The organism is Rubneribacter sp., assembly GCF_965361815.1.
Genome location: NZ_CBDTNW010000032.1, coordinates 1 through 12,736 on the forward strand (window position 1 = coordinate 1; position 12,736 = coordinate 12,736).

At 65.5% G+C, this 12,736-nt stretch carries 13 protein-coding genes; 7 read left to right on the forward strand and 6 right to left on the reverse strand.

The window, feature by feature from the left end; translation table 11 throughout:
* Positions 1-9 precede the first annotated feature (9 nt).
* Complete coding sequence (selB, locus tag ACWKY3_RS01780) at positions 10-1,017, reverse strand: selenocysteine-specific translation elongation factor (RefSeq protein ID WP_449314714.1); 1,008 nt, start codon at positions 1,015-1,017, stop codon at positions 10-12.
* Positions 1,014-2,486 (reverse strand): L-seryl-tRNA(Sec) selenium transferase, encoded by a 1,473-nt coding sequence (gene selA / locus ACWKY3_RS01785; RefSeq protein ID WP_449314715.1) that lies wholly within the window; start codon positions 2,484-2,486, stop codon positions 1,014-1,016. Before selA ends, selB begins: the two co-directional genes overlap by 4 nt.
* A 263-nt stretch (positions 2,487-2,749) precedes the next feature.
* Between selA and ACWKY3_RS01790 the strand changes: the two genes are divergently transcribed.
* From ACWKY3_RS01790 to ACWKY3_RS01810, 5 genes are all read left to right on the forward strand, one after another.
* Positions 2,750-3,583, forward strand: coding sequence for a formate/nitrite transporter family protein (locus tag ACWKY3_RS01790; protein ID WP_449314716.1), 834 nt, complete (start codon positions 2,750-2,752; stop codon positions 3,581-3,583).
* A gap of 3 nt (positions 3,584-3,586) precedes the next feature.
* A complete protein-coding gene (gene fdhD, locus ACWKY3_RS01795) occupies positions 3,587-4,402 on the forward strand; it encodes a formate dehydrogenase accessory sulfurtransferase FdhD (RefSeq protein WP_449314717.1) in 816 nt (271 codons plus the stop codon).
* 107 nt (positions 4,403-4,509) lie between these two features.
* Positions 4,510-5,133 (forward strand): sulfurtransferase-like selenium metabolism protein YedF, encoded by a 624-nt coding sequence (gene yedF, locus ACWKY3_RS01800; RefSeq protein ID WP_449314718.1) that lies wholly within the window; start codon positions 4,510-4,512, stop codon positions 5,131-5,133.
* Positions 5,134-5,135: 2 nt separating this feature from the next.
* Entirely contained in the window at positions 5,136-6,284 is a 1,149-nt protein-coding gene (locus tag ACWKY3_RS01805) for an aminotransferase class V-fold PLP-dependent enzyme (RefSeq protein ID WP_449314719.1), read from the forward strand.
* The gene (locus tag ACWKY3_RS01810) at positions 6,281-6,529 is read left to right on the forward strand and encodes a DUF3343 domain-containing protein (protein ID WP_449314720.1); all 249 of its coding nucleotides are present in this window, start codon (positions 6,281-6,283) and stop codon (positions 6,527-6,529) included. The genes ACWKY3_RS01805 and ACWKY3_RS01810 overlap by 4 nt, the downstream gene beginning before the upstream one ends.
* A gap of 97 nt (positions 6,530-6,626) precedes the next feature.
* Here the strand turns inward: ACWKY3_RS01810 and selD are convergent, their stop codons facing one another.
* Entirely contained in the window at positions 6,627-7,682 is a 1,056-nt protein-coding gene (gene selD / locus ACWKY3_RS01815) for a selenide, water dikinase SelD (protein ID WP_449314721.1), read from the reverse strand.
* 126 nt (positions 7,683-7,808) lie between these two features.
* Positions 7,809-8,063 (reverse strand): hypothetical protein, encoded by a 255-nt coding sequence (locus ACWKY3_RS01820; protein WP_449314722.1) that lies wholly within the window; start codon positions 8,061-8,063, stop codon positions 7,809-7,811.
* A 314-nt stretch (positions 8,064-8,377) separates the two neighbouring features.
* Here ACWKY3_RS01820 and ACWKY3_RS01825 point away from each other — a divergent pair, with 314 nt between their 5' ends.
* Entirely contained in the window at positions 8,378-9,268 is an 891-nt protein-coding gene (locus ACWKY3_RS01825; RefSeq protein WP_449314723.1) for an Abi family protein, read from the forward strand.
* An 86-nt stretch (positions 9,269-9,354) separates the two neighbouring features.
* Here the strand turns inward: ACWKY3_RS01825 and ACWKY3_RS01830 are convergent, their stop codons facing one another.
* Both ACWKY3_RS01830 and ACWKY3_RS01835 read right to left on the reverse strand, forming a co-directional pair.
* Complete coding sequence (locus ACWKY3_RS01830; protein WP_449314724.1) at positions 9,355-9,687, reverse strand: hypothetical protein; 333 nt, start codon at positions 9,685-9,687, stop codon at positions 9,355-9,357.
* Positions 9,669-10,028, reverse strand: coding sequence for a hypothetical protein (locus ACWKY3_RS01835; RefSeq protein WP_449314725.1), 360 nt, complete (start codon positions 10,026-10,028; stop codon positions 9,669-9,671). The genes ACWKY3_RS01830 and ACWKY3_RS01835 overlap by 19 nt, the downstream gene beginning before the upstream one ends.
* A 128-nt stretch (positions 10,029-10,156) precedes the next feature.
* Between ACWKY3_RS01835 and ACWKY3_RS01840 the strand changes: the two genes are divergently transcribed.
* A complete protein-coding gene (locus ACWKY3_RS01840; protein WP_449314726.1) occupies positions 10,157-12,466 on the forward strand; it encodes a hypothetical protein in 2,310 nt (769 codons plus the stop codon).
* Positions 12,467-12,736 lie beyond the last annotated feature (270 nt).

The following is a 12,736-nucleotide window of genomic DNA, read 5'->3' on the forward strand; positions in this document are numbered from 1 at the left end:
GGGGAGCGGCTATTCCAAGCGCAGCTGGTCGAACGCTCGCTCACCGGGCGCGAGCACACGACGCCCGTCCATGAGCAGGATGCTGCCCGGGACCTCGCGGGTTCCGTGAGCCACATGCACGCGGGACCCGCTTTCGAGGGGCTTCGCCTCGTGTCCGGGAAGGCCCAGGTAGGTCAGGTCCGCATCGAAGGTGTTCGTAACGCGCGAGGTTCCTGGAAGCGCGAGGAAGTCGCCCGGGCGCACGTCGGCGGTGGAGACGGCGGCCAGGTTGAGCGCCACGCGGTGCCCCGCCAGGGCGCGCTCCACATCCTGCCCGTGCACCTGGACGCCCCGCACGCGGGCTCGCAGGCCGCTGGGGAGGACCTCCACCTCGTCGCCCGCGGCGGCCTCGCCGCTCCACAGGGTGCCGGTGACCACGGTGCCGGCACCCTTCACGGTGAAGGATCGGTCGATGGGCAGGCGCAACGGGCCGTCGGCTTTGGCGCGCTTCGCCCTCGCGGCCGCTTGCCCAAGGGCTGTCCGCAAATCCTCCAGGCCCTCGCCGGTGCGGGCCGACACGCAGATGATGGGCGCGTCGGCGTACGGGGTGCCCGCCAGGCGGGCGCGGACCTCTCCGGCTATGAACGACGTCCATTCCCCGTCTGCCAGGTCGATCTTCGTGAGCGCCACGACGAGGTCCGGTACGCCCAGAAGTTCGAGCACGGAGAGGTGCTCGTCGGTTTGCGGCATGACGCCGTCGTCGGCGGCCACGCACAAAAGCGCCAGGTCGATGCCGCTGGCTCCCGCGATCATCCGGCGGACGAAGCGCTCGTGGCCCGGCACGTCCACCACGCCGAGGGAGGTGCCGTCGGAAAGCTCCAAGCGCGCGAAGCCCAGCTCGATGGTGATGCCGCGTCGCTTTTCCTCGGCCAGGCGGTCCGGATCGGTGCCCGTGAGTGCTTTGACCAGGGTGGACTTCCCGTGGTCGATATGTCCGGCGGTGCCGAGCACCAGATCGGCCGCGCGCTGCGCGCTCATGAGGCGCTCCTGCCCGCGTCCTCTCGCGCGGCGAAGTAGGCGCCCACCGCCTCGGCGGCCTCAACCGCCTCGGCTTCGGCGAGGGTGCGCGCGTCAAGGAGCAGGCGCTCCTTTTTGATGCGCCCGACCACGGGAACCTCGCGGCACGTCACCAGGAACCGCTCGCAATCCTGGGCGCTTCCGCGCAAGAACGAGATCTGCGCGGCGTGCGTGTCGATGTCGCACAGGGGAAGGGCGCCCCCTCCCGCGCGCGCCGTCTCGGGCACGACGGCGACCTCGGCGCAGCCCTCGGGCAGCCGCCTGCGAACCTCCTCGGCCAGAAGCTCGGCGCGCGAGCGCACCGCATCGGCGGGCTCGGAGAGCATGCGCAGCGTGGGGATCTTGCGCAGCGCCTCGTCGGGGTTCAGGTAGAGCCGCAGCGTGGCTTCGAGCGCGGCGAGCGTCATCTTGTCCAGGCGCAGCGCCCGGGCAAGCGGATTTTTCTTGAGGCGCGCCACGAGGTCGCGTCGGCCGGCGACGATGCCGGCCTGCGGCCCGCCCAAAAGCTTGTCCCCGGAAAACGACACGAGGTCGCAGCCCGCGCGCAGCGACTCGTCCGCCGTCGGCTCGGCGTAGTCGCCGAAGCACGCCAGGCGAACGAGCGCGCCCGAGCCCTGGTCCTCGTAGACGAGCACCTCGTCCGCCTCGCCGGTTGTAGACGCCCTCCGCGCGTTCTCCTTGTCGGCCAGCTTTCGCAGCGCGGACACGCCCACGCTCTCGGTGAAGCCCAGCATGCGGTAGTTGGAGGGGTGGACCTTGAGCAGCATGGCCGCGTCGGCGTCCAGGGCGCGCTCGTAGTCGGCCAGGTGCGTCTTGTTCGTGGTGCCCACCTCGCGCATGTTCGCGCCGGAGAGCGCCATGATGTCGGGGATGCGGAACGACCCGCCTATCTCCACCAGCTCGCCGCGCGACACCACCGCCGCGCGCCCTTTCGCGAACTCGGAGATCACCATCATGACCGCCGCCGCGTTGTTGTTGACCGCGATGGCCGCCTCCGCGCCGGTGAGCGAGCACACGAGGCGCTCCACATGGTTGTGGCGGCTGCCCCGCGCCATGGCCTCGGTGTCGTACTCGAGGGTGGAGTAGCCCCGCGCCACGTCCTGGACGGCGCGCACGGCCTCTTCGGCAAGAGCGCTGCGGCCGAGGTTGGTGTGCATGACCACGCCCGTGGCGTTGATGACGCGCCGCAGCGAGGGGCGCAGGTGCGCGAGCGCACGAGCGCAGGCGCCATCGGCTATGGCGCCGACGTCGACCGAGCGGCTTTCGCCTCCAAGAAGCGCCCGTCGGGTCTCTTCGACGGCTGCACGCGCGCATCCGGCCAAAACGGCGTGGGGCAGAAGCGGCTCGAGCGCGCTCACCTGGGGGCAGCGCAGCAGCTCCTCGACCTGGGGCAGCTCTCTCAGCAAATCGACGGGGGGCGTGTTCGCCATGGGCGGGGCCTTTCTCGTGCGCGGGCTCGCGGTTGCCTCAACAGGCGGCGTGGCCTTTCAGTATAGAGCAATCTTCGGTTACCATCACGGGGCTTCGTCTCGGCTCGGCGGAAAGTCGGGCGGCTTCGGGCTGTGCCGCCGCAGCGTCCGTTCGCTGCCGCCTGCGAAGTCCGGGTTGGCGGTGCCGGCCGCTTCTGCGACAATGTATGATTCCCGGTCGTCGCGCCGGGGCCGCTGTTCGATCACGCAGGGAAGGACTGATCATGGCTATGACGCCCGAGGAGTTGGGCGCGCTCAAACCCGATGCGCTTCCTCCGGCTGAAACGGAGGCGAAGGCGGAGGATGTCGGTTGTGCGAAGGCGGCGATGCCGTTTGGCAGGTGCTTTGCGTCGGCGGTTGCGGCCGGGGCGTTCATCGCGTTCGGTGCGACGTTTTTCTGCCTGGTCATGAGCGACGGCTCCTTGTCGTTCGGCGTGCAGCGCGTGGCGGGCGGGGTGTGCTTTTGCCTGGGCCTTGCGCTCGTGCTGTGCTGCGGCGCCGAGCTGTTCACCGGCAACATGCTCATGCTGTGCGCAAAGGCGTCGGGCAGGATTGGCTGGCGCGCGATGCTGCGCAACTGGGGCATCGTGTGGGTCGGCAACCTTGCGGGCGCGCTTTTTGCCATGGCGCTGGTGCTTCTTGCCGACGTCCAGGGGCTGGGCGGAGGCGCGATGGGCGAGGCGTTTGTGAGCGTGGCCGCCGGCAAGACGTCGCTCGGGGCGGTTCCTTTGTTCTTCAAGGCCGTGCTCTGCAACGTGTTCGTGTGCTTGGCGGTCTGGATCGGGTTCTCCGCGCGCACCGTGACGGACAAGATCGTTGGCATACTGCTTCCCATCTCGGCTTTCGTTGCCTTGGGCTTCGAGCACTGCGTGGCGAACATGTTCTTTCTGTCCGCAGGCCTTCTGGAGAACGCCCTCGGTGCGGGGGAACCCGGCGCGGTCGCTCTGGGCGGAGCCGCCTTCAACCTTGCGCTGTCCACGCTGGGCAACATCGCGGGGGGCGGCCTGGTGGGTTTGGCGTACTGGTTCGTCTACCGGCGCGATCTGCCGGAAAGCTAGCCCGTGGAGAGCCGTTGGACGCCGCCGCGCGGGGGCGTCGGAGAGGGAAGCGCGGATCCGTGCTCGGCCCTTGTCCGGGAGGCGAGGGCGCTCATGGTGGGCGAGGAGGGCCGCTTGTGGCTCACGGAGAAAGTGGCGGTGGAGGTGCGCGCCGATGTGCGCGTCGACGGCGCGCCTTGGGCATCGACGGCGCTTTCGCCTTGCGACTTGGAGGACTACGCGTACGGCGTGGCGTTTGCGGGCGGTCTCGCGTCAAGGCCCGACGACATAGCGGGCGTCGCCGTGCGCGAGGAGGGCGGCGCGATCATGATCGACGTGCGGCTCGCCCGGCCCCGCGTCGATCCCCTTCCCGTCGCTGGCCCCTTGCTTCCGGGGGACGTTGCGTCCTCGCGACGTTGCGCCCGCCCGCCCCTGCCGCTTGCGCCCGAGGCGGTGTGGCGGATGAGCCGCTCGCTTCTGTCGGCGCAGGGGATGCACCGCGCGACGGGGGCCACCCATGCGGCCGTTTTCGCTGATCGGGCGGGAGCGCCCGTCATCTTGCGCGAGGACGTCGGACGGCACAACGCGGTTGACAAGCTTGTGGGCGCCATGCTGCGCTCCGGCCTTGACCCCTGCGACGGGTTCGCGTACCTGTCGAGCCGCTGCGCGTTGGAGCTGGTGGCCAAACTGGCGCGCGCGGGCGTGCGCGTGGTGGCGGCGGTGTCGGCGCCCACCTCGGCCGTGATAGACTTCGCCGAGCGCGAGGGCGTGGCGCTTGCCGCGTTCGCGCGCGACGGGCGCTTCACGGTGTACGCTCACCCCGAGCTCGTCGACCTGTGAGCGGCGCACCCGCCCCGCATGCGGCGCCGGGGGTTATCATGGTTTCGCCATCCGACGCGCCGCATCGAGCGGGTGCGGAGGGCTTGCGGTCAGAAGGGAGGACGGACATGGAGACGATCGACGCGCGCGGGCAGGCCTGCCCGTTGCCGGTGGTGCGGGCGAAAAGGGCGCTTTCCGAAATGGAGGAGGGCGTGCTTGAGGTGCTCGTGGACAACGAGACGGCGGTGCGCAACCTTGGAGCGCTCGCACGCACGCTCAAAAGCGCCTCCACGTGGGAGCGGCGCGGCGAGGCGGAGTTCGCGGTGAGGATAGAGAAGGGCGCGAACGCCGCCGAGGCTGCGCCAGCCGCATCCGACGGTGACGCGGAGGCGGCTGGCGGGTGCGAGCTGCCGCGCGGCGGGCAGGTGGTCGTCGTGTCGTCGGAGCGCATGGGGGTCGGCGACGACGATCTGGGCCGCACGCTCATGAAAGGGTTCTTGTTCGCGCTCACGCAGCTTGACGAGCTGCCGAGCGCGGTGCTTCTGTACAACGGCGGCGTGAAATGGGCCTGCGAGGGCTCTGAGGCCCTCGATGACCTGCGCGCGCTTGCGGAGGCGGGCACCGAGGTGCTCAGCTGCGGCACGTGCCTCAATCATTACGGGCTTGCCGATCGGCTTGCCGTGGGCGAGCCGACGAACATGTACGCTATCGTGGAGCGCCAGATGGCGGCGCGCGTGGTTGTGAGGCCGTAGGGATGATCTACCTGGACAACGCCGCCACCACGGCGCGCAAGCCCCCCGAGGTGGCGGCTGCGGTGGCGCGCGCTCTGGAGGGTTTCGGCGGCGTGGGCCGCGGCGCGCATGCGGCGGCCCTCGATGCGGGGCTGGCGGTGTTTCGCGCGCGCGAGGCGCTTGCGCGCCTTTTGGGCGCGCCCGGGCCGTCGCGCGTGGCGTTTTGCCTGAACGCCACCGAGGCGCTCAACATGGCCATCGCGGGATTGATGCGTCCGGGGGATCGGGCGGTCACCACGGCGGCCTCCCACAACTCGGTGCTGCGCCCGCTTTGCCGCAAGGCCGACGAAGAGGGCTGCGAGGTGGTCGTGGTGCCGCACGACGCGCGCGGAGCGCTCGACTACGCGGCGCTTGAGCGCGAGGTTTCGCGCGGGGCGCGTCTTGTCGTCCTCGCGCACGCCTCGAACCTCACAGGCGACGTGTACGACGTCGCCCGCGTCGCGCGCCTTGCGCGCGAACAGGGGGCGCTGCTTTTGGTGGATGCGGCCCAAACGGCGGGGTGCGTGCCCATCGACATGGGCCGCGACGGTGTTGACCTCGTGGCGTTCACCGGCCACAAGGGCCTCTACGGACCGCAGGGCACAGGCGGACTGGCGGTGGCGGAGCACGTGGAGGTGCCTCCGTTCAAAGAAGGCGGATCGGGCGTGCGCAGCTACGACCGGCGCCATCCTGCGCGCATGCCCGAGAGCCTGGAGGCGGGAACGCTCAACGCGCACGGCATCGCAGGCCTCGCCGCAGGCGTTGCGTTCGTGCAAAAGCGCGGGGTGGAGGAGATCGGCGCGCGGGTGCGCGCGCTTGCGGAGCGCTTCGAGCGCGGCGTGCGCGACGTTCCCGGCGTGCGCGTGCACGGGGGTGGCGGCGACGCGGGCCGCTGCGGCATCGTGGCCTTCAACGTGGGCGATGAGGATTCGGCGGCCGTGGCCGACGCGCTCAGCGAGGGATGGGGCATCTGCATGCGGGCCGGGGCGCATTGCGCGCCGCTCATGCACCAGGCGCTCGGCACGCGCGGCCAGGGCGCGGTGCGGGCGAGCATGAGCTGCTTCACCACCGAAGACGAGGTTGACACGGCCGTGCGCGCCGTGGCCCGCATCGCCGCGGGGGCGCGCTCATGAGCGCTCGGCGGCGCAGGTCGCCCAAGGTGGTGGCCACGTTCGCCACCGCAAGCGACGCGATGGCGGTTGAGGCGGCGGCGCGGGAGGGCGGCATCCCGGGGCGCATGATCCCCGTGCCGTCGGCCATTTCGGCCGGGTGCGGGCTGGCCTGGTGCGCGCAGGCCGGCGAACGCGCCGCCTTGGAGCGGGCGTTGGCCGAGCGCAGCCTTGCGTTCGAGGCGCTGCACGAAGCAGCTCTGTACTAAAGGGGCGCGCCGAACGCTGGCGCCGGGGGCGGACGCGCGAGGCGCCGCTGCGAAAACGACGGTTGCCAAAAAGCGGCGGAGGAGGCGAATCGCCGACTCAGCGCACCTCGATGGTCCCGGGTGCGCCTTTGACCACGCGGCCAACCTTGGAGGGCGCGCGCCCCGCCCTCTTCCGGAACCCCTCTGCGAACGCGCCCTCCGCATCCGAGGGCACGGCCACGAGCAGGCCGCCGGAGGTTTGCGGGTCGCAGAGCACGCCCATGCGCGCGTCAAGCTCCTCGTCGTCAAGCCCCTCTTGCCCCACGAACGCGCTCGCCCATTCTATGAGGTCGAACGTCTTGCCCGGCCGGCAGAAATCGCGGGAGAGGTCCAGCGCTTCGTCGAACAGGGGCAGGGCGTCCCAGTCCAGCACGGCGGCCGCGCCGGAAGCGGCGAGCATCTCGTGCAGGTGCCCCGCCAGTCCAAACCCGGTCACGTCGGTGGCCGCGTGCGCGCCTGCCTCGAGCATGGCCTCGGCGCCGGCGCGGTTGAGCTCCATCATGGACTCGATGGTCGGCCGCAGGGCCGCCTCGTCGGCAAGTCCCGCGCGCAAAGCCGCGTTCATGATGCCGGTGCCGAGGCGCTTCGTGTAGAACAGCGCGTCGCCCGGCTGCGCGCCGGCGTTGCGCACGATGCGGTCGGGGTGCGCGGTGCCAAACACCGCCAGGCCGTATTTCGGCTCGTCGTCATCTATGGAGTGGCCGCCCGCCACGATCGCCCCGGTCTCGCGCACCTTGTCCGCGCCGCCGCGCAGCACCTCGGCCGCGACGTCTTTCCCGAGGCTGCTCGGAAATGCCAGGATGTTGAGCGCGACGAGCGGGCGCGCGCCCATGGCGAACACGTCCGAGAGCGCGTTGGCCGCGGCCACGGCTCCGAACTCGTAGGGGTCGTCCACCACCGGCGTGAAGAAGTCGAGCGTGAGCACGGCGGCGGTGCGGTCGTCCAAACGGTAGACCGCCGCGTCGTCGGAGGTGTCGAAGCCCAGCAGAAGATCGGCCGCAGGCGGCGGCGCGATGTCTTTGAGCATGTCCGCGAGGTCGCCCGGACCCCATTTGGCCGCTCAACCGCCCTTTTCGGTGAGATGCGTCAAACGTATGCGCTCGATCTCGCTCATGGCCGCTTTCCGTTCCGTCTCCAACGCGCGCCGTCCCCGCGTCGCGCGAGGGCGGCGATTCCATGGAAGTATAGCACGCCGGATCTGTCGCGGTTCGCGGCAGGCCGCGCGAACGCTTCCGCGCGGTCACTCCGCCGGCCGGAGCATGCGCGGCGCCGCCGGCAGGTAGGCCGGCGGGCACGCCGCTAGCAGGTAGGCTGCCGCGCACGCCGCCGCACCGGCCGCGATCACGACCTCCGCCGCCGTGGGCGCGTGGGAACCGACAAGGTCGAACGCCGTCGCTCCCGCCAGGTTGGCGTTGCCCACGGAAACGCCGGGCGCGCCCTGCACGTTGGGCGTTTGGAACGCTGTGAACAGGAGCCATATGCGCTTGCACAGCACGCCGAGCACGTTCAGCGCGAGGACGGGCGAGCGCGAAGACAAGCGGGCCGAACCGGCGCCTCGCTGTTCCTCGCCCCTCGCTCGGTCGCTCTCGCCTCGTTCCGCCCACTCGCGGGCCCTCCCACCTCGCAACGCCCCCTCGCCCTCGCGACGCGACCCGCGGCCCGTGACTAGTAACGTAGGAAATAGATCGAACGTATAAATTCGTGAGCTGGCAGCAAGCTCTCTGTGCTAAGATATATACCAGCAAACCCGCTGGCCTCTCAACGATGCTCACTGGCGGGTCTTTTTGTATCTGGATGTCGGAGGGGCACTTGGAGTACGCCAAACCCTATCTTAGCTATGAAGAGCAAGCAGGCAAGCTTGTGGATATGGGCATGGGCGGTTCTCCGGATGTCATTCTGGAGCGCCTGAAGCAAGTTGGCTATTACAGGCTTAGCGGTTATTGGCACAACTACAGAAAGCTGGATGGCGAGGGGTTCCGAGACGAAACCACGATAGATGCTGTGTGGGAAGACTACGTTTTCGACAGGCAGTTCAGGCTAGTCGTTCTTGACGCGATCGAGCGTGTGGAAATATACACGAGGGCGAGGCTTTCGTACAAGCTCGCACGCGATACCGGCGCGTTTGGCTACGAGACGCCAGAAGGCCTACCGCGTCTGAATGAGCGCGATTACAAAAGATTCATCGAGAAGTGCCGCGCAAAGCACAAGAGCTCGCGCGAACCTTTCGAAGTGCATTTCAGGGGCAAGTACGGTGATGTCCACGACATTCCGCCCTATTGGATACTTGTGAACACAATGGACTTCGGCCAAATGCTCACACTATACAGGGGAGCGAGTGTTGGTGTCAGAAGCGAGATTGCTGTCGAACTTGGCGTTACGACTCGTGTTTTCGAATCTTGGCTCGTTTCATTGAACGTAGTGAGAAACATATGCGCACATCATGGCAGGCTCTGGAATAAGGAGCTTGGCGTGAAGCCGGTCATCCCGAAACATGATGTGCGATGGCACGAACCTTGCGAAATACAGCCTTATAGGATGTTTTCAATCCTGACAATATTGAACTATCTTCTCGACTATGTAGCGCCAACCACTTCATGGCGCAGTAGGCTTTTGGCTTTGCTTTGCGGGCGCACCGATGAGAAGCTGCGCCACATGGGATTCAGCGAGGGATGGCGGTGCTGTCCGTTTTGGGAACCGTAAAAAATCAAAGAAGCGCCTGCTTGGTCATGTACCAGGCGGGTTCTTTGCTTTCTAAAGGCGAAGACCATCCACCAAAACCTGTGTCCTCACTCGAAAAAGTACGGGCGGAAGTAGCTGGTGTCGCTTTCAGTGAACGCGAAGCGGGCGCTTTTCAGCTTGATGGAGAACGCGAACGGAACCAAAATGAAGCATGCCGCGAACCCCACGGCGATGCCGATGCCGATGCCCGCAATCACTTCCTGCCAGCTAAAGCCGATGTGCCCCATGAAAGAGCACGCCCAAGCGGCAAGCGGCAGAAGCAGCAGCGAGGTGGCTGCCCTTGGCGCGTAGATGGTGCGCTTTCTGCTTGCGCCTATGCGCCTTTGCATGGCGGTGCCCGCGCGCACGTGATTGACGGCTTTCAAAACGTCGAAGAACATCGCACAGTGGCAACCTGAACGGAAATGGCGGGGGCGCATATGGCAAGCGTTCTGAAAAACACCGTTGCTCCCAGGTTCGTAATCATGTTGGTGAGGGAGTTTTGCGGGCACACAAGCGGCCGCTTCGAGCCGAAGCCCAGGTTGTTCATGTAGAAGAACCCACTGGGGCAGCTGTTCTCATCGAGCACGTGCGCCGCTATGAACGCTGACAGCAGCAGGGCTATCACCTGAGCTGTTGACAGCTCGTTCCATAAAAATATGGCTATGCAGAGGTTGAGCGTGCCTATGCCGTACACGACGTAGAGCCACGGCTGCGAGCACCATGCGCGTAAAGCGTTCATAGAAACCCCTTTCACCTGCGCGTTCGTTGCATTCAGTATAATGAGCACGATGTGGCAATTAAATGCCCGCTTTCGTGAATCGGGGCAGTTTGGAGGGGCGTTTATGGGGCGGCCGTCGAACGGGTTAATTGCGGAAATCGAAGCCAGTTAGGGCGTGGGTTGCGCAAACTGGTGGAGAAGAGTTAGAGGTTTTCGGGAGGCAGATTATGGCGGGTGGATTTGATTTGCTCAAGCTTGCGGATGACGCCAAAAAAAGCATTGGCGATGCGGCGAAAGCCGCTGGAACTTTTGCCGGGCAAGCGGTGGATGCCGCAGGCGAGGCGGCTGGCAACGTAATCGAGGGCGTAGGAGGGGTTGCTGCGCAGACGGGAGGCGCGATTTCAGGAGCTTTAGGCGCTGTAGGCGATGCTGCTGGAAGCGTTGTCCAAAATGCCCAGGCTGTTATCGGGGAGCGCAAAGAGAAGGAATTACGAGAATACGAAGAAGTCAGGATGCGCGCTATCGGCGAGATAGAGATCGACAGCGCGAATGCGATGCTCGAACAGCTCGGAGATAGCCCCGTTGAATTGACGAGAACGTGCGCGGATAACATCAAGGAAGTGTTTCCCATTCCAAGGGAGCAGACCGTTCTGTGGGCGGATGCGGAGTTCGATTTAAGACCAAGCGGTGTTGCCGTTACCGATTGCGGTGTGTTTGTGAGGTCCGACGTGAGCGCTTTCGGTGCTGTGCGGGGAGGCGCGGAGGGCGGCAACAAGCCCGTGCTGACGTACTATCAATGGGAGGATTTCGAGGCGGCTTGGTGTTCCACGGATGACGAGGGCAACGTTGTTCTGGGCGTTGACGAGCGATGCAGGAAAAAATTCATGCAGGCGTGCAGAGACCTTGCCGAGGAGGAGAGCCGCGCCAAGACGGCTACGCTTGCTGCCTGCGAGACCGTCCCTGGCGTTTGCGAAGAACGGCAATCTTTCGAATCGGCTGTTGGGACGGGAGCGATGGCTCCGATTGCTTCGGAATCGAAATACGCATACGACCACGCATCCAGGCGTAACCCCGCAGGGCATGGCGAGATGGCGGAGAGCGCAAACAATATGCTCGACCGCCTTCACGGCAATCGCGTTCAGTGGAAGGGAAGAGACAACGCCAAAGGTGGAGCCGATAGGATAGTGGGCGGTGCTTCCATACAGACAAAGTATTACAAGACATGGCGCGGCTCTCTCAATGCGGCGTTTGATTCTCATACGGGGAATTATCTTTACAAAGATATGCAGCTCGAGGTTCCGAAAGACCAATATGAGAAAGTACTCGAGGGGTTTCGGCGAAAAATAGAGGCTGGTAAAGTTGAGGGAGTGTCGGACCCCGCGTTGGCTGAGCAGTACGTGAGGCGAGGGAGGCTTACCTACCGCCAAGCGGTGAATATTACGAAACCGGGAACAATCGAGTCTTTGCTCTACGATGCCGGGACTGGCGCGGTGGTGTGTACTTCTGCTTTCGGGATAACGTTTGTGGCGACTGTGTTCAACGCCTACAGGAGCACGGAGAATCTGGAGGAATCGATTCAGGCAGGCGTCGTTGCCGGAACGCAGGTGTTCGGAACTGCTTTTGCCCAGCATATGCTTGCTTCGCAGATATCGCGTACGGGGCTTGCTGATGCACTTATTGCGCCAAGCCAGCTATTGGTGCAGAAAATGGGCTATAGGGCAACGCAAGTTGTGGTCAACGGACTTCGGGCTCTTAGTGGAAAGGCTCCGATTTACGGGGCAGCCGCCTCGAAGCAACTTGCGAAAGTGCTTCGGGGAAATGCTGTTACGGCTGCGGTCACGATGGCTGTTTTTTCTGCGCCAGAAGTGTATAGACTGGTGAATAACAAGATGTCTGGTTCGCAGTTTGCGAAGAACATGGGGTCTGTTGCGGGGTCGGTGGCGGGCGGAGCGGCGGGGATGGTTGCGGCCGGTGCCGTTGCGAGCAAAGCGGCTTGTGCCGCCGGAACGGTTGTAGCGCCTGGGGTTGGGACGGCGGTTGGCATTGTCGGCGGCTTTGTGGGCGGAGTGGTTGGGTCTGCGGTGGCTGGTGCGGTGGGCGATGTTTTTATAGAAGACGATGCCGATGCCGCAGCACGCTTCTTCAACGCTATGGTTTCCGTGCTTGCTTGCGAGTATATGCTTGATAGCCATGAGGTGTCGTGCGTTGTTGAAAAACTTAACGGCGTTGAAGAAAGGCGCATTAAAGAGTTGTTCGAAGAAATGCGCTGCGCGGATAATCAGGAGAACTTTATTCGGGACTTTTTGACACCCCTGTTTGATGAAGTCGTTGCAGGTCGGGATGCTTTCAATTTGCCATCACCGGAGCAGATTAATGCTTCGATAGGGGCGTTGGCTGAAGAGTATGACGAGTTATTTGACGAAGGGGGAGGAAAAGATGGTGAAAGAAAAGGCGAGTGATGGGGCTCTCTTGTTGATGAGACGTCCGCTCGATGACTGATGCGCTGGTGGCAAGTGGCTCATTGTTGGATGCCGGTTGAATTGCAAAGCCGTCCGAACACCGGGATGGCGAAGGCTGTTTTCCCAGTCAGCCGAACGGGTCGGAACCGCCGAGCGACCGCGCCGCCTGGGCCTTTGGGCTGAGAGGGAGGGCGCCCGGGGGCGTTCGGATGGGTCTGAGGGCACGGCTCCGCCATGCCCGCCCGAGCTGCTCCCAGACTCATCCGAACG